Annotated in this window: 9 protein-coding genes; 7 read left to right on the forward strand and 2 right to left on the reverse strand. The window is 71.7% G+C overall.

What is annotated here, in order from left to right:
* Window positions 1-176: 176 nt before the first annotated feature.
* The 7 genes from IPG72_06185 (at window position 177) to IPG72_06215 (ending at window position 16857) form a co-directional block, all read left to right on the forward strand.
* Window positions 177-728, forward strand: a complete 552-nt coding sequence (locus IPG72_06185; protein ID MBK6768586.1) for a hypothetical protein — start codon at window positions 177-179, stop codon at window positions 726-728.
* On the forward strand, window positions 725-6187 hold the full coding sequence (locus IPG72_06190) for a glycosyltransferase family 39 protein (GenBank protein ID MBK6768587.1): 5463 nt from the start codon (window positions 725-727) through the stop codon (window positions 6185-6187). The genes IPG72_06185 and IPG72_06190 overlap by 4 nt, the downstream gene beginning before the upstream one ends.
* On the forward strand, window positions 6184-8706 hold the full coding sequence (locus IPG72_06195) for a hypothetical protein (protein ID MBK6768588.1): 2523 nt from the start codon (window positions 6184-6186) through the stop codon (window positions 8704-8706). Before IPG72_06190 ends, IPG72_06195 begins: the two co-directional genes overlap by 4 nt.
* 8 nt (window positions 8707-8714) lie before the next feature.
* Window positions 8715-13109, forward strand: a complete 4395-nt coding sequence (locus tag IPG72_06200; GenBank protein MBK6768589.1) for a TIGR03663 family protein — start codon at window positions 8715-8717, stop codon at window positions 13107-13109.
* Window positions 13110-13270: 161 nt separating this feature from the next.
* The gene (sucC, locus tag IPG72_06205) at window positions 13271-14416 is read left to right on the forward strand and encodes an ADP-forming succinate--CoA ligase subunit beta (protein ID MBK6768590.1); all 1146 of its coding nucleotides are present in this window, start codon (window positions 13271-13273) and stop codon (window positions 14414-14416) included.
* A complete protein-coding gene (gene sucD / locus IPG72_06210; GenBank protein ID MBK6768591.1) occupies window positions 14413-15297 on the forward strand; it encodes a succinate--CoA ligase subunit alpha in 885 nt (294 codons plus the stop codon). The genes sucC and sucD overlap by 4 nt, the downstream gene beginning before the upstream one ends.
* Before the next feature lie 9 nt (window positions 15298-15306).
* Window positions 15307-16857: a CCA tRNA nucleotidyltransferase gene (locus IPG72_06215; GenBank protein ID MBK6768592.1), complete on the forward strand. Its 1551-nt coding sequence runs from the start codon at window positions 15307-15309 to the stop codon at window positions 16855-16857.
* A gap of 32 nt (window positions 16858-16889) precedes the next feature.
* Here the strand turns inward: IPG72_06215 and IPG72_06220 are convergent, their stop codons facing one another.
* Entirely contained in the window at window positions 16890-17726 is an 837-nt protein-coding gene (locus tag IPG72_06220) for a class I SAM-dependent methyltransferase (GenBank protein MBK6768593.1), read from the reverse strand.
* Window positions 17723-18355: a pyridoxal 5'-phosphate synthase glutaminase subunit PdxT gene (gene pdxT, locus IPG72_06225; GenBank protein ID MBK6768594.1), complete on the reverse strand. Its 633-nt coding sequence runs from the start codon at window positions 18353-18355 to the stop codon at window positions 17723-17725. The genes IPG72_06220 and pdxT overlap by 4 nt, the downstream gene beginning before the upstream one ends.

Consider the following 18355-nt stretch of genomic DNA (forward strand, 5'->3'; position numbering starts at 1 on the left):
GCCGGCGCGTTGCCGCTGGTGGCGGTGCTGTGCGCGCTGCCGCTGGCGGTCCTGTTGGCCTCGGCCGACAACTTGGCTTCGGCACACAACTTGGCTTGGCACACAACTTGGCTTCACACAACTTGGCCCCGGCGCACAACTTGGCCCCGGCACACAACTTGGCCCCGGCACACACCTTGGCCCCGGCCACCAGTGCGCTCGGCCCGGCGAGCCGCGCGGCGGCGTGGGGGGTGGTCGCGTTGCTCTTCGTCGGGATGGACCGCAACACCGCCAAGCGCTACTTCGTCGAGTACCGCGAGAACTACGACCGATCGTCGCAGAACACCTCGGACGGGGTTGCGGCCGTGCGGACGTTCCTCGCCGACGGCGGGGCGTTGGATCGCGTCTTCCTCGTTGGGTGGTCGAACGGGTGGGACTACCGCGTCATCGGCCTCAGCTTCGGCCAACCGGACTGGAACGGGTTGCTCTGGGGCATCGCCCCCGACGGCTCGGATGCGGTCCTGCAGGCCGACGACCATGCGGCCGACCCCGAGCGCCAACTGTATCTCGTCGCCGGACCACGGGCCGAGGCCAACATCGCCCACCTGCGTGAACTGTTCCCGGGCGCCGTCGTCGCGCCCGGGGCGGCCCGATCGCCTGACAAGCCGTTCTGGACCGTCGTCGTGCCGGCGGACCCCGCCCGCGGCGGGTCGGAACCAACCGCCGTGCCTGCGGAGCCAAGCCCATGATCGAAGCGCCCGACCCGATGACGCCGGCGCCCGCGCCCGCCGTCACGCCGCGCCCCGGCATGCTGGCCGCCCTCGCGCAGCGCATCCGCCGCCTGGACGACGCCACGACGGCCGTCGCGCTCGTCGTGATCGTCCTGAGCGGGTTCTACTTGCGGACCGTCGGCATCGACTGGGACGCCGGGCAGCACCTCCACCCCGACGAGCGCTTCCTGACGGACGTCGCGAGCTCGCTGGCGATGCCGAACGACCTCCTCCACTATCTCGACACGGACACGTCGACGCTGAACCCGCGGAACATGGGCAAGGCGTTTTTCTCGTACGGCACGTGGCCGATCACGATCGCCCGGGTCATGGCGGACGCGAACGGGCCGCTCGGTCTCGGTATGACGGACTTCTCGCGCGTCTACATCGTCGGCCGCTACATGAGCGCGCTCCTCGATCTCCTGACCGTGCTCCTCGTCTTCGGGCTCGGCGCCGTGCTGTACGATCGCCGCGTCGGGCTGTTGGCCTCGCTGTTCACGTCCTTCACCGCTTTCCACATCCAGCAGGCGCACTTCTTCACGGTCGACGCCGCGCTCACGACGTTCGTCACGCTGACCCTCTTCGGCCTCGCCCTCGCGATCCGCCGTGAATCGTGGTGGCCGATCGTCCTCGCCGGCGTCGGGCTCGGGATGGCGCTGGGCAGCAAGATCACGGTGTTCCTGCTCATCCCGGTGGCGATCCTGGCGATTGCCGCCGGCGAGCTGCGACACGCCCGGCTGCTCGGGCTCGATCGGGACGCTTCTTGGCGTCGGCTGTATGTCGCGGCCGGCAAAGTGGCCGTGCTTGGGCTCGTCAGCTACGTCGCGCTGCGCTTTGCCCAGCCCGACATGTGGGCCGGGCCCGGCTGGCCGAACGTCGTCGGCAACTCGGCCCGACTGACCGAGGTGACGACCGAGGTCATGGGTCTGGCGCCCGACACCTGGACCGCGCTGCGCAAGGTCGTTCCCGACGGTTTGGAGAAGTACGTCCTGCCCGATCCGCGCTGGTTGGGCAACATGGAGCGCATCAAGAGCCAAGTGACCGGGTTCGGGATGGACTGGCCGCCGAACCACCAATGGTGGGGCCGGATGGCCTACGTATTCCCGTGGCGGAACATGGTCTTGTGGGGCATGGGGCCGGCGCTCGGACTTGCCGCCTGGCTCGGCTGGTTGGCGGCCGGCGTGGCGATCTGGCGGGGGCGGCGGCGGCACCTCCTGCTGTGGCTCTGGGTGGCGGTCTACTTCGGCTACACCGGCATCCAGTGGGGCAAGACGATGCGCTACGGCCTGCCGATCTACCCGGCGCTCGCCGTATTGGCCGGGTGGGGCCTCGTGGCGTGGCTCGACCGCGCCCGTGCGATGGCCGCCGCCGGCGAACGTGACGCCGACGTCCGGGCCGACGCCCACGCCGGTGCACCCGACGCCGCCGGCACCGCGGACACCGCCGGCGACGCCGTCGCCGCCGTTCGCCGCTGGCGCATCCCCGGCCCACTCGCCGCCCGTGCCGCCGGCGCCGCCCTCGCCATCGTCGTGGTCGGCACCGTGGCGTGGGGGTTCATGTTCTCCCGTCTCTACACGCGCCACCACAGCCGCGTCGCAGGCAGCCACTGGGTCTACCACAACCTGCCGACGGCCGTCGGCGTGCGGATCAGCGCGGATGCCAAGGGCCTGTTTGCCGGCCCGTGGCTGCCCGCACAGGCGCCGGGCGCGCTGCGGACGGTCGGCGGCATCGAATGGCCGCTCGACGCGGCGTGGGCCGGGCCGATGCGGCTGCTCCTGCCGGACGAGTCGTGGCAGCAGCGCCACACCGGCGATCAGTACGGCGCGAAGCCCGACCTATGGACACCCAAGCGCGGCAGCCTCGACGACGCCGAGTCGCTGCCGGCGGTCACCGTCGATGCGGTGCGGCTTGCGTACGCCCGCGGCAGCGCCGGCGGGGACCGGACGGTGCGCGTCGTGCTCTCGAGCGGCGCGTCGCTCGGGGCGGGCGGCGTGCCGGAGCGGCCGGTGGCGCAGGGCCGTGTCGCGGCCGGCATCGGCGCCGAGCCGGCGGACGTCGTCGTGCCGCTCGACGCCCCGATCGACCTTCGCCTCGGTCAGGAGATCTATGTCTGGGTCGCCGTCGACGGCGGTCCGGTGACCGTCCGGCCCGCGCGCCTGGCATACGAGACCGGTTGGGACGACATCGTCCCGGACGGCATGTACGGCTACGGCGGCTACGACGATGCGAAGACGGACTGGGCGGACGGCCTGTTCGGCGTCACGCAGCTGGAAATGTACGGCGAGGATTACCCGGACTGGCTGAACCAGACGATCGAGCAGATCGGGCAGCTGGACTATTGGGTGTCGTCGTCGAATCGCGTGTACGGTGCGGTGGCCCAGCTGCCGATGCGCTATCCGGCGACGATCGCGTTCTACCAGGACGTGCTGTTCGGCGAGACGCAAGGCTGGCGGCACATCGCCGCGATCCGCTCGTTCCCGAACCTCGGGCCGCTGGCGGTGGACGATCAGGGGGCCGAGGAGGCCTACCACGTCTACGACCACCCGGCCGTCGACGTCTTCAAGCGGCCGGAGCCATTCGACGGCGCGGCGCTCCGCGCCTACCTCGCCCCCCTCAACGCGGCGCGCCACTGGTCCTTCCCGCCGGTCTCGCCGAACCCGATCACCCGGTTCCTCGATGCGATCCTCGGCCGCATCCCGGTCGATCGGGCCGCGCCGATCGCCGAAGCGCCGGGCGGGCAGGCGGCCGCGGGGCTGAAGGACAAGACGATCGACGCGATCCTCCTGTCCGACACGCGCGCCGCCCGGCAGCGCGCCGGCGGCACGTGGCGGGCCATGTTCAACGTCGATAGCCCGATCAACCGCTTCCCGGCGCTGGCCGTCCTGCTCTGGTACGCCGTCCTGTCGCTCCTCGGTCTCGCCGCGTTCCCGCTCGTGGCCGTGGCGCTGCCTCGCCTGCCGGACCGCGGCTGGTCGGTGGCGCGGACGGCCGGACTGCTGCTCACGAGCTACGTCTCTTGGCTGGCCGCCTCGACGGACTTCATCCCGAACACGTGGCTGCTGCTCGTCGCATCGGCGCTCGCCGTCGCGGTCCTCTCGGCGCTCGTCGCCCGCTGGGCCGGCTTCCGCCCGCTGGAGTGGTTCAAGGACAACCGCGAGGCCGTCCTGGGCGTCGAGTTCGTCTTCCTGGCGGTCTTCGTCGTATTCCTCGGTATCCGCTACGGCAACCCGGATCTCTGGCACACGTCCAAGGGCGGCGAGAAGCCGATGGACTTCGCCTACCTGAACGCCGTGCTGCGGAGCGTCCACTACCCGCCGTATGACCCGTGGTTCAGCGGCAGCAAGCTGAACTACTACTACTACGGCTTCGTGTTCATCGGCACGCTGATCAAGCTGACGCGCATCGTGCCGTGGCTGGCCTACAACCTGGCGATCCCGACGCTGGCCGCGATGACCGCGGCCGGGGTGTATGGGATCGTCGTCGGCTGGGCAGGGCGCCTCGGCGTGCGGACGGGGCGCGCGAGGCGGTCCGGCGTCGTCGCGGCGGTCATGGCCGTCCTGATGGGCAACCTGTATCAGGCGCCGTGGATGGCGGCGCGGCTGGCCGAGATCGGGCCGCAGTCGGGGGGCGATGCCGTCGAACGGCTGTCGTCGGTCTTCGACAAGTTGGGTTCGTTCGGCGGCTGGGCGCGGGCATTCGTCGGGCTGTGGGACGTCGTGTCCCAACCGCTGCAGAACCTCCCGATCCCGCTCGACTGGTGGTACTGGAACGCGTCGCGCGCGATCCCTTCCGTCAGCGGCGACGTCCAGCCGATCACGGAGTTTCCGTTCTTCACGTTCCTCTACGCCGACCTGCATGCCCACATGATGGCGATGCCGATCGCCGTGCTGGCGTGCGCCGTCGCGCTCGGCTGGGCGTTGCCCGGCCGACCCCCGTCGTTCCGCCTGCCGTGGCTGGCGCCCGAGCCCGCCGTCCGCATGGCGCTCGGCGCGCTGGCGATCGGCGCGCTCTGGCCGACGAACACGTGGGACTTCCCGACGTACGGCCTGATCGCGGCCGGCGCGATCGCGCTCGGCGCCTACGCCCGGACGCGCCGCGTGGACGCCGCCTGGCTGGGGCTCGTGGCGGCCACCGGCGGCCTGCTGCTCGGCCTGAGCCTGCTCTTCTTCCTGCCGTACCACCTGAACTACATCACCCCGTACTCGGAGTTCAAGCCCTGGATCGGCTTCCGGACGCCGACGAGCGCGTACCTCACGATCCACGGGATCTTCCTGTTCGCGCTTGTCAGCTTCGGCGCGGCGGACGTCATGGCCTCACTCCGTCGGCGCGACGAAGGGCGCGCCGTCCTCGGCCGCACCGTCGTGCTGGCTGCCGCCGCCGCCGCCGGCGCGGTGCTGCTCTGGCGATGGTCGCTCCGGACGTTCCAGGCCGATCTGCCCGCCGAGGTGCCGCGGCCCGAGCTGCTCATGCCGCTCCTCATCCTCGGCCTCGTCGTCCTCGGCCTGTCGATGGCGCTGCGGCGAACGGCCCGCCAGGGCGCGCGGCTGCTCGGCTGGTACGTCACGGTCGGCGCGCTGCTGACGGGCTTCGTGGAGTACGTCGTGTTGAGCGGCGACATCGGCCGGATGAACACCGTCTTCAAGTTCTACATCCACGTCTGGGTCCTGTGGTCCATCGGCGCCGGGGTCGCGCTGGCGGCGTTCCTCGAGTGGCTCGTCCGGCGCCCGAACATCGAGTGGCGCTGGCTGTGGCGGGGGACGATGGCCGCGCTCGTGTGCTGCGGGCTCGTCTACACCGTCACCGCCGCCCGGGCGAAGATCGAGGACCGCTTCCCGGCCGACCGATCGATCCCCGAGGCGGACATGGCCGCGCTCCATCGTCCCGGGCTCTCCGGCATCGACTACATGGCCCACGCCGCCTACATCGAGTACGACGAGCACAGCCCGCAGACGCCGCATCTGCTCGAGCTCAGCGCCGACCACGAGGCGATCCAATGGCTGCTCGCGAACGTCGACGGCACGCCGACGATCCTCGAGGGCACATGGCCGATCAACTACCACTGGGGCTCGCGGATCAGCATCTACACCGGCCTGCCGACGGTCATCGGCTGGGACTGGCACCAGCGGCAGCAGAAGGCGGCGATCACGAACGATCCGGTGGGCAACCGGCTGCGCGACGTCGAGACGATCTACGGCTCGACGGACGCCGCCGAGGCGCGGCGCCTGTTGTGCGAGCTGAAGGTCGAGCTGATCATCGTCGGCCAGCTCGAGACGATGCGCTACGACGCCGCCGGCTTGGACAAGTTCGCGCGGTGGGCGCAGGCGGGGGAGATCGAAGCGGTGTTCCAGAACGAGCACGTGACGATCTACCGGCGCCCCCTCGACCCCGCCGGTGCGCCGTGCGGCGCCGCTGAACCCGCGTCGGCGGTCGCGCCATGACGACGGTGGTCGGCCAGGCGCTGGCGTGGTGGGCGGCGACGACCGTCGTCGGCATCGCTGCCGCGCCGATCGCGCGGACGCTGCTGCCGACGCTGCCCGACCGCGGGCTGGCCTTCGCGCGGCCGCTCGGGCTGCTCCTCGTCGGCTACACGTGGTGGTTCCTCGTGACGGCGGGCGTGCTGCCGAACTCGCGCGTCGGCGTGATCGTCGCGCTCGCGCTCGTCGGCGGCGGCGGGGCGGCGCTCGTGGCGCGGGATGTGCCGGGCTGGCTGGCCGAGCTGCGCGCGCGGCGGCGGCTGCTCGTCGGCCTCGAGTCGCTGTACCTCGTCGCGCTCATGCTGTGGGCCGTCTATCGCGCGTTCTATCCCGACATCACGGAGTCGGGCGGCGAGAAGATGATGGAGATGGCGTTCCTCTCGGCCATCGACAAGAGCCCGGAATTCCCGCCGAACGACCCGTGGATGAGCGGCCACAGCATCAGCTACTACTACTTCGGCTACCTGATCGCCGCGATGCTCGTGAAGCTGACCGGCCTCTCGCGCTTCGTCGCCTACAACCTCGTCGTGCCGATGACGTGGGCGATGACGCTGGCCGCCGCGTTCAGCCTCGGCTGGGCGCTGTCCGTCCTCACGCCCGGCACGACGCGCCGCCTGCGGATCCTGGCCGGCGCGACGACGGCGACCATGCTGGCCGTCGCCGGCAACCTCGCCGGCTACCTCGAGCTGGCCTACATGCGCGGCTGGCTACCGGCCCGCGCCTTCGACTTCATGAACATCCGGAACCTCACCGTGGTCGCCGATGCGTGCGGTGAGCCCGGCAGCGGCTACGGCATGGGCGGCATCTTCCCGTCGCGCTTCATGTGGTGGTGGCGCACGTCGCGGGTCATCCGGGACGGCTGCAAGGACGTCATCCAGGAGTACCCGTTCTTCAGCTTCCTCCTGGCGGACGTCCACCCGCACCTCATGACGCTGCCCTACGCCCTCCTCGCCGTCGCGATCGGCCTTGCCCTCGTGCTCGGGGCCGGCGAGCGTTGGCCCGGCCGGCGGTTCCGGGCGCCGATGTGGTGGCTCGTGCCGCTGTGCATCGGCGCCCTCGGCTTCTTGAACACGTGGGACCTGCCGACGTACGGGCTCGTCACGGGCGCGAGCTGGTCCCTGTGGCGGCTGCGACAGGGCGGCAGGGGCGCTTCGGCGCTGCTGGACATCGGGGTCTTCGGCGTCTGGCTGCTCGGCCTGGCGATCGTGTTCTATCTTCCGTTCTACCTGGCGTTCGACACCCAGGCGTCCGGCATCGGCATGGCGCTCCACACGTCGCGGCTGGACCACTGGTCCGTGCACTTCCTGCCGCTGGCGTTCCTGGCCGCCACCGTCGTGACGCTGCGCCTGCGCGCGACGGCCGGCGCGCGCGGTCCGACCCTGGCCCTCATCGCCGCCGCCGTCACCGCCGGCGTCGTCGCGGCCTGGAGCATCGTCGTCCCGCGCTGGGCGGCGGCCGGCGCCGAAACGCGTTGGACGCCCCTCACGCCGGTGCTCGTCGTCGGCCTCGCCGTCGTCGCCCTGATCGCCCTGTTCGCCGACGGACGCTACGCCGTGCGGCTCGGCGCTGGCGCCGACGACGACACGAACGAGGACGCCGAGGACCGGGCGGTGGACGACGCCGCGGACGACACCGGTCACGCCGCCGCCGCGTTTGCGCTCGTGTGCATCATCGTCGGCTTGGCGATGGCGGCGCTGCCCGAGTTCGTCTTCCTGAAGGACGTGTTCAACGATCGGATGAACACGATCTTCAAGTTCTTCTTCCAGGCGTGGGTGCTGCTGAGCATCGGCGGCGGCTACGCGTTGACGGCCGTTTGGGCGCGCGCGAGGATGCGGCCGGCGGGCGGGGGCCGAACGACGGACGGTGCCCCGCACCGTGTGCCGCACGCGGGCGCCGGGCGCCTCGTCTGGACGGCCGCCTTCGTCGTCCTGGCCGCAATGGTCCTCTACACCCCCGTCGCCGCCGTGTTCAACCGCACGGACGGGCTCGGCTGGGTGGCCTTCCGGAGCGGCGGCTACCGGGCGTGGTCGGACCGGCTCCACCTGGACGGCATCCGGTACTGGGAGCAGCAGAACGCCGACGACCTGGCCGCCGGGCGCTGGCTCGATGCGAACGCCGTCGGCACGCCGCGGATCCTCGAGGCCGCCACGGGCGCCTACAACCTCGCCGGCCGGATCGCAATGCTCACCGGCTTCCCGACGGTGTTGGGCAACGACAACCACGAGGCGCAGTGGGGGCGCACCCCTGAACAGATCCGGCTGCGCATCGACGACGTCGCCGCCTTCTACACCCAAATGCCGGCGGGCGCGATGAAGGAGATGCTCGGCAAGTACGCCGTGCGCTATGTCATCGTCGGGGCGTGGGAGCGCTCGAAGTATCCGGAGATGGGCCCGGACATCGACGACCGGCTGGCGACGTTCATGACGCCGGCATTCCGATCGGGCCAGACAACGGTCTGGGCCCTCAACCCTGATCCGCAGTAGCACGCAAGATGGACGCAGAGATGGACGATGTGACGGACATGAAGGACGACGAGACGACGGCGACGGCCGATGCCGACAGCGGGGCGACGAGCGCGGTCGACGACGCCGAAGTGCGCGTGCAGCACGACGCAGGCGATGCCGTTGACGCCCCGGCCGAGACCGCCGCACCGCGGCGCCGTGTCCGCACCGGCCCGACCGTGCGCGAGCGGCTCGGCGGCTGGCGTTGGGATTGGGAGACCGTCGGCTGGGCGCTCGTGCTTGTCGCCGCGGTGGCCACGCGCCTCTATCTCCTCGGCAAGCGCGGCATGTCGCACGACGAGAGCCTGCACACGTTCTACTCGTGGCAGCTCGCCGTCGGCAAGGGCTACCGTCACGACCCGATGATGCACGGTCCGATCCTCTATCACTGGACCGCGCTCATGTACCTCCTGTTCGGCGTGAGCGACTTCACGGCGCGGCTCTTCGGGGCGGTTTCCGGCATCGTGCTCGTCGCCACGCCGCTCCTCCTGCGCAAGTGGCTCGGCCGCTCGGGTGCGCTCGTTGCCGGCATCCTCCTGCTCCTCTCGCCGAGCGTGATGATGTACTCGCGCTACATCCGCCACGACATCCCGGTCGAACTCGCGACCGTGCTCATGCTCATCGGCTTCGTGCGCTATCTGGACGATCGGCAGCCGAAGTGGATCGTGACCGCGTTCGTCGGCGGCCTGATCGGGATCACGTCAGCCGAGATGTCCTACATCACCGGCTTCATGCTCGTCTCGTTCATCGCCCTCGCGCTCTGGGTGGAGTCCGCCGGGCGGCGGAACGACGATTGGCTGCTGTGGGCGCAGCGCTTCGGCCTCGCGCTCGCGCTCGGGCTCGGCGGCTTCGCCGTGCGCACGTTCGCCAAGTCGGCGGCGATGGGCGCCGGGACGCCGGCGGAAGCCACGCTCGTGCCGTGGCAGATCGCGGCGATCGGCGTCGCGCTCGTCATCGCCCTCGGCGTGGCCGTTCCGCTCGTGGCGCAGGCGCTCGGCGTCCGATCGACGCCCGGCTGGCGGTCGCCGATGGGCTACGGGCTCGCCCTCATCGGCGCCGGCGCGGTGCTCCTGCTGGCCCTCGACCCGGCTGCGACGGCCGGGTCGTTCAACTGGTACATGGCCAAGGTGGCCATCAGCCTGCTGGTCGCCGGTGCGCCCGTCGTGGCGATCGCCGCCGTCGGATCGTTCATCGAGCTGCCGGCCGCCGCCAACCGCCTCGGACTGCTGGTCAGCGGGGCCGTCGCGGCCCTTTTCTACATCGTCGTCGCCGAGGGGCTGATCCATCACGGCGTGACGACGGCCTTCGACAGCGCGTACTACGCCTGGCAGATCGCGGCCGCGGCTGCGCTCATCGCGCTCGGTGTCTGGGCGGTCACGATGCTGCCGCGCGACCGGGTCTGGGCGCTGCTGGCCGTCGTCGGCTTGGCCAGCCTGGTGTTCGATCTGGCCGTGCAGTACGGCGCCAACGCCGAGCGGTTCGCCGGCTTCCGGCAGCAGGCGTCCATCATCGGCGGCGTCGGGATCGCGCTCGGCTTCGCGGCGCTGGCGCTGGAGGTGCAGGGTCGGCTGAGCGGCGGCGCCCGCGCCGTCGCGCGCTGGACGAACGCGCTCTGGCCGCTGCTCCTCGGCCCGTCCATCGGCCTCGCCGCGTTCGCGGCGACGACGTTCGGTATGGCGGACGTGGCGCACCTCACGAAGACGGCCGAGCCGCTGGCCGTCGGCGCGGGCGTGCTGTTGGCGCTGGCCGTCGGCGCGGCGCTCCTGAACGCCGCGCGGCCGAAGCCCACCGTCCTCGGGCAGCTGAACGGGCTGCCGTACGAGGGGCTGCTCGTCGGCATCGTGGTCTTCGTCGTGCTCTACATCGCCCTGTTCACGACGTGGTTCCAGGAGACGGACCTGGCGAACGGCTTCGCCCGATCGCTCCAGTACTGGTGGGGCCAGCATGACGTCCAGCGCGGCGGGCAGCCGTGGTACTTCTATATCCTCGTCATCGGCCCGCTCTACGAGTGGCTGCCGATGATCCTGTGCTTGTGCGCCGTGGCGGTGTACGGCCGCCTGCCCGCGCTCCGCTTCCACCGCGGCAACGACTCCGGTGATCCGCTGTCGCCGTCGCCCGCGGCGTGGGTCTTCGTGCCGATGATCGTCGTCTGGATGCTCGGCGTGTGGTGGATCTTCAGCTGGGCCGGCGAGAAGATGCCGTGGCTGATCACCCACATGGCCGTGCCGATGTGCCTGCTCGGCGCGCGGTTCGTGGCCGACGTGATGTCCGGGATCGACGTGCCGGCGTGGCGCGCCAAGGGCTGGCAGCTGACCGCGATGACGGTGGCGGCGTTCGCCCTGCTGGCCGGCCTCGTCGCACGCACGACGTCGCTGGCGGCGGCTGAGGCGTCGCGGCCGGCGGCCGTCGGCTGGGGCGTGGCGGTCGTGATCGTCATCGCGCTCGTCGTCGGCGTGCGCACCGTCGGCGCCGACCTCGTGTCCGCGCAGCGGCGAAAGGCCGTCGTCGTCGGCGCGATGCTGTTCGGCCTCGTCGTGAGCGCGGGCTACGCGCTGCAGGCCAACTTCAAGAACAGCGAACTTGGCACGGAGTATCTGGTGTATGCGCACGGCACGCCGGACGACAAGGAGATCTACGACCTCCTGAAGCGGATGGACACCGCGCGCCCCGACGAGCCGCTCAAGCTCGGCTTCGACAACGAGGTGAGCTGGCCCTACACGTGGTACTTCCGCAACATCTGCCCCCCCCGCGCCCGCGGTCTGGCGGCCGACTTCCTGTGCCTGCTCGGCCAGGGCTGCCCGTCGGCCGACACGTGCAGCGACTGGCGCCAGGACCCGAAGTACCTGGCCGAGGGCAAGACCGTCGACGTGGCCGGCTTGAAGGAGCTGGACGCGGTGCTCGTCGGCTCGCCGAACTACGGCAACTTCGAGCCCTACCTGCGCAAAGACTTCGTGGCGGTCGAGGTCAACCGGATGTACTGGCCGAACGAGGGCTACAAGGGACTGACGTGGCCGCGGATCCGCGAGGCATTCGTGAACCCGGACCTGCGGGCGAACCTGCTGCGGATCATCTTCCACCGCGAGTACGTGACGGATCCCACCGCGCGGCCGCTCGTCCCGAAGTCGCTGGACGACTGGTTCTACCACGCCAAGATGAAGCTCTGGGTGAAAAAGTCGTCGGCGCAGGCGCTCGCCGCAACGGGGCAGAGCTGGCCGGATTGGATGACGGACGTCGAGGTGGCGCAGGCGCCCGACCACAGCGTGCCGTTCAACGTCGACCAGGCGTTCAGCGAGGCGAACGGCGTGCCGTTCAACGCACCCAAGGACATCGCGCTCGCACCGGACGGCAGCCTGTACGTGCTGGACCACGGCAACAAGCGGATCGCCCACCTGGCGGCGGACGGGACGACGATCGCGGTGATCGACACGCCCGTCCTGCAGTACGGCGAGAAGGACACCGAGCTGCAGCCGAGCGCCTGGGGCATCGGCGTCGGCGCGGACGGCGCGGTGTACGTGGCGGACACCTGGAACAACCGGATCCTTCACTACATGGACGACCGCTGGACGGAGAAGTCGTTCGGCATCGGCGGTGTGCCGGAGGGCGGGGCGGACAAGGACCTGGACAAGCTCTTCGGCCCGCGCGACGTGGCCGTCGGGCCGGGCGGCGAGATCTTCTTCACGGATACGGGCAACAAGCGGATCATCGTCCTCGACCCGGCGATGGCGGCGGTGCGGTCGATCGGCAAGGAGGGGCCGGCGGCCGGCGAGTTCAACGAGCCGGTGGCCGTGGCGTTCGATCCCGCGACGGGCGAGATGGTCGTGGCCGACCTCTGGAACCTGCGCGTCCAGGTGTTCAGCAAGGACCTCCTGCCCGTGCGCGAGTGGGCCGTCGACGGCTGGGGCAGCAAGGAAGCCGCCCACAAGGGCTACGTGGCCGTCGGCCCGAACAGCACGGTCCTCGTGACGGACCCGCAGGGCGCGCGCGTCTGGATCTACGATTCGACGGGCAAGATCCTCGGCACGCTCGACCTCGAGAACGACCCCATCGGGCTGATGCAGCCCATCGGCATCGCGGTGAGCGCGACGGGCCAGATCTACGTCGCGAGCTCCGAGAAGAACGTCGTGTCCCGTTACGACTGGCCGGAGAGCTTGCGGGCGGCGGCGGGGTTGTCGGACGGCGGTCCGCCGGTTGTCCCGGGCGAAGGGACGCCCTCGGACGGAACGGCGGCTGACGGCACCCCAACCGCATCGACGACACCGCCGACGCCGACGCCCACCGTCGCGACGCCGGCGCCGAGCCCGACGACGGGCGATGTCGGCGACGCGGGCGGGGCGAACGGGTCGCCGTTGCCGAGCCCGACGCTGGGGCAGGCGGCGAAACCGTAGGGGCTCGCCCTCATGTGAACCGTACGTCGTGACCTGCCACCGACCCGGTGATACAATCCCCCGCGGCCCGCGCCGGACCCGTGCGCGGGCCGCGGCATGTCTGGCCGCCGCACGCCCACCCGCCGGACCGCCCACGGTCCGGTTCGCCACCGCGAGGGAACATGGACCTCTTCGAATACCAAGCCAAGCGTCTGTTCGGCGCCCACGGCATCCCGGTGAAGCTGGGCGAGGTCGCCCGCACGCCGGACGAAGCGCGCGCCGCGGCCGAGCGGATCGGCTGCCCGGTCGTCGTCAAGGCCCAGGTCCTGACGGGCGGCCGCGGCAAGGCCGGCGGCGTGAAGCTCGCCGCCACCCCGGACGAGGCGGCCGAGAAGGCGCGCGCGATCCTCGGGCTCGACATCAAGGGCCACACCGTCAAGCTCGTCCTCGTCGACCCGGCGGTCGACATCGCCACCGAGATCTATGTCGCCATCACGTTGGACCGCGCCGCTCGCCGCGCGCTGATCATGGCCAGCGCCGAGGGCGGCATGGATATCGAACAGGTGGCGGTCGAGAAGCCCGAGGCGATCGTCCGCGTCCATATCGACCCGGCCGTCGGGCTGCAGCCGTACCAGCTGCGCCAGCTCGCGTTCGGCATCGGTCTGCCCGCGGCGCATCATGCCGCCTTCGCCGACCTCGTCACGCGCCTGCACGCCGTCTTCGAGGCCGCCGACGCGACGCTGGCCGAGGTGAACCCGCTGATCCTGACGACCGCCGGCGAGATGCTGGCCCTCGACGGCAAAGTGACCGTCGACGCGAGCGCGCTGTACCGCCAGAGCGCGCTGGCGGCCGATCGCTACGACGGCGACCTGACGGACGCCGAGCGCGCCGCCCGCGACGCCGGGCTGAACTACGTCGACCTCGACGGTTCGATCGGCTGCCTCGTGAACGGCGCCGGGCTGGCGATGGCCTCGATGGATGTGATCAAGCTCTTCGGCGGCGAGCCGGCGAACTTCCTGGACATCGGCGGCGGGGCCCAGGCGGACAAGGTCGAGAAAGCCCTGCGGATCATCCTGGCGGACGCGCGCGTGAAGGCCGTCCTCATCAACATCTTCGGCGGCATCACCCGCGGCGACGAGGTCGCCCGCGGGATCGTCGCCGCGCTCGGCAACATCGCCACCGACGTCCCGTTCGTCGTCCGCATCGTCGGCACGAACGCCGAGGCGGCGCAGACGATCCTGGCCGACGCCAAGCTCCACTCCGGGGCCACACTCGCCGAAGCGGCGCAGAAGGCCGTCCAGCTGGCGGCCGAACGGGGGGCAGCATGAGCATCTACGTCGACGCGTCGTCACGCGTCCTGGTCCAAGGGATCACCGGCCGCGAGGGCGCCTTCCACACCGGTCACATGGTGACGAGCGGCACGAACGTCGTCGCCGGCGTCACGCCCGGCAAGGGCGGGCAGGTGCTGGAGGGCGATCTGGCCGGCGTGCCGGTCTTCAACACCGTCCGCGATGCCGTCAAGGCCACCGGCGCGAACGTCAGCTGCATCTTCGTCCCGGCCAAGTTCGCCGCGGACGCCGTGCTCGAGGCGGCCGACGCCGGGATCGGGGTGATCGTCACGATCACCGAGGGCGTGCCGGTCCACGACATGATCCGCGTCACGAACTCCGTGCGCAGCCGCGGGATCACGATGATCGGCCCGAACTGCCCCGGCATGATCACGCCCGGCGGCGCGAAGGTCGGGATCATCCCGGCCAACATCTGCACGCCGGGACCGGTCGGCGTCGTCAGCCGTTCCGGCACGCTGACCTACGAGGTGCTCCATGCGCTGACGAGCCGCGGCATCGGCCAGACGACGGCCGTCGGCATCGGCGGCGATCCCGTGCAGGGCACGAAGTTCGTCGACGTCCTGGCCCACTTCCAGGCGGATCCGGCGACGGAGCTGATCGTCATGATCGGCGAGATCGGCGGCACGGACGAGGAAGCGGCTGCGGCGTATGTGGCCGCGAACGTCACGAAGCCCGTCGTCGGCTTCATCGCCGGCCAGACCGCCCCGCCCGGCAAGACGATGGGCCATGCCGGGGCGATCATCTCCGGCGGCAAGGGCACCGCGGCCGAGAAGATCCGGGCGCTGCAGGCCGCCGGGATCGCCGTGGCGCGCCATCCGGATGAGATCGCGGAGATCGTCGCGGGCCAACTGGGGCGATAATCCACGCCGATGGCCCTTCGTGAACCGGTCACGCCCCTCGCCGCCGCCCGCGCCGTCCTCGCCGCGCGCAGCGTGCCCGGCTGGCTGGTCGGCGGTGCCGTGCGGGACGCGCTGCTCGGGCGGCCACTGAACGACGTCGACATCGTCGTGCCCGTCGACGCCGTCGGGCTCGCCCGCGCGATCGCCCGCGCCGCCGGCGGCGCGTTCGTCCCGCTCGCACCCGACCGCGGCATCGCGCGCGTCGTCTGGCCGCGTTCGGGCGCTGCGGGCGATGGGGACGCCGGCGCCCAGGACGCGATCCTCGACGTGACGGACTTCGTCGGCGGCACGTTGGCGACCGACCTCGCGGCGCGCGACTTCACGATCAATGCGCTGGCCGTGCCGCTCGATGACGCGCACGACGACGACGCGCCAGGCGCCGCCGTCGATCGAGCCATCCTCCGCACCCGTACGATCGACCTCGCCGGCGGCCTCGCCGACCTCGACGCGCGGATCGTCCGCATGGTCAGCGCCGCGGCGCTCGACGCCGACCCGATCCGCCTGCTGCGCGGCCCGCGCGTCGCCGCCGAGCTCGGCTTCACACTCGACGACGGGACGGCCGCCGCCATCACGACGCGCGCCGGCCTGCTCGACCGCCCGGCGCGCGAGCGCGTGCGCGACGAGCTGATGCGGCTGCTGGCCGTCGACGCCGCCGCCGAGTGGATCGCGCGGCTCGAGTCGCTCGGCCTGCTGGCCGTCGTCCTGCCCGAGGTCGCGGCGTGCCGCGCCGCCGGCACGCCCGGCGCCGACGTCCTCGATCACTCCCTGTCCGTGCTCGACGTCGCGTGCCGCATGACCCGGCGCGCTGCAACGGCCGCTGCGGACGATCCGGCAGGCGGCGCGCCGTCCGACCTGCCGCCGGAGATCGACCGCCTCATCGACCGCCGCCGCGACGTGTTCGCCGCGCACTTCGGCCGACGCGTCGGCGGCCGGCCGTGGGCCGTGTGGTGGCGGCTCGCCGCGCTCCTCCACGACATCGGCAAGCCCGCAGCCGCACGCTGGGACGACGCCGCCGGCCGCTGGCGCTACCGCGGCCACGACGAGGCCGGCGCCGCGATGGCGCTCGAGCTCGTGCAGCGCCTGCGCCTCGGCCAGGACGAGGCCCGGCGCGTCGTCGCCGTCGTGCGCCACCACCTGCGCCCGCTGGCGCTGGCCGATGTCCCGCTGAGCCGCCGGGCGACCTATCGCTTCTACCAAGCCTCCGGCGACGCCGGCGTCGACACGGCGCTGCACGCCTTGGCCGATCGCGCCGCCAAGGGCGAGCCCGGACACGCCGACCTGGCGCGCGTCTCCGAGACCGTTGCGGCGCTGCTGGACGCCTGGTACGACGCCCCGGACGTCGCCGTGGCCCCGCCGCCCTTGCTCACCGGCGACGACGTGATGGCGGAGTTCCGCCTGCCGCCCGGTCCGCGTCTTGGCGCGCTGCTGGCTGGGCTGCGCGAAGCCCAGGCGGCAGGGGACGTCGGGACGGTCGAGGCGGCGCGGGCGTGGGTGGAGCGGGCGCTGGGGGCGGAGCGGTAGCGGGCCTGCCTTGCGCCGACGCCGCCTTCCCATCAACCCACGATCACCCGCCTCCGCGCCACCACCACCAGCGTCATGCCCTTGCCCATGCCCCGAAACCAGTGATCCACCCGCAACAGCCACGGCATCAAGGCGGTGTATGCCCGATACGCCGGACTGTTCCCGATCGCACCGAACGTGTGGGCGCGACCGCTTCGCGACAAGGCCCGGTCATAGGTCCGCATGACGATCCGCTGGAACGGGAACCCTTCGGTGCCGATCTCGAGCACGTCGAAGTCCCACAGCAGCGCCCGCAGCTCGGCGGCGGTGAAGCGCGTCACGTGGCCGGCGTACGTGTCCATGGCGGTCCACAGCCGGCGGTCGTGGGGCGTCGTCAGAATGAGGATCCCGCCGGGGCGCAAGACATGCCGGGCATAGTCGACGACCCGCTCGGGCGCCGTGACGTGCTCGATGACCTCCGAGCACACTGCCACCGGGAAGCGGTCGATCCACTCGGACGGCGGATCGGCCGTCGCGTCGCCGACGACGAACTTCGTCCGGGTCGCACGCCCGCGCGCGTCCGCCGTCGCCGCCGCCAGCGCCACTGCCCGCGCCGACGGATCGACGCCGACGACGGCGTAGCCCGCCTCGGCCAGCGCGAGGGACGTCCGGCCGACCCCGCAGCCGATGTCGATCGCCGCTCCGTCGAAGTCGCGGGCGGACGGCCCGCCGACGGCCGCGGGCGGCGAACCCGGCGGCGGCGCATGACGGCGGGCCGCGGCGACGATCGTGCGCGTCAGGTGGCGCAGCAGCGGGTCGCGGTGCTGGCTGTCGAGCAGGCTGTCCGTCGGGGCGTCGTAGATCTCCATGTGGCCGGCGCCGTCGGTCATGCGTGCACCGCCGAACGCGCCGCGTCGATCCCGACGCGGCACAGATCGACGAACCACCGGTGCAGCCGGTCGTCGCCCGTCAGCTCCGGATGGAACGCCGTCGCCAGCAGCCGGCCCTGGCGTACCGCCACGATCCGGCCGTCGTCCAGCGTGGCGAGGACGTCGACGCCTGGGCCGGCGGCGGAGATCGCCGGGGCGCGGATGAAGACGGCGCGGAACGGGCCGCCTGCGAGGCCGGCGATCGTGATGTCGGTCTCGAACGAAAAGACCTGCGGCCCGAAGGCGTTGCGCTCGACCGTGACATCGAGCGCGCCGATGAGCGGCTGCGCGTGGCCGGCGTCGCGCGCCAACAGGATCAGCCCGGCGCACGTGCCCCACACCGCTCCGCCCTGGTCGACATAACGTCGCAAGGCGTCCAGCACGCCGTCCTCGCGCGCGATCAGGCCGATCGCCGTCGACTCGCCGCCGGGCAGGACGATCCCGTCAAGGCCGTCGATCTCGGCCGCGCGGCGCACCGGCACGGCCTCGGCACCGCAGCGCGACAGGGCAGCGAGGTGCTCGGCGACGTCGCCTTGGATGGCCAGCACGCCGATGCGGGGTTGGGCGGGGTGCGCCGGCGGCGATCCCAC

This window comes from Candidatus Avedoeria danica, from assembly GCA_016703025.1.
Lineage (GTDB): Bacteria > Chloroflexota > Anaerolineae > Epilineales > Epilineaceae > Avedoeria > Avedoeria danica.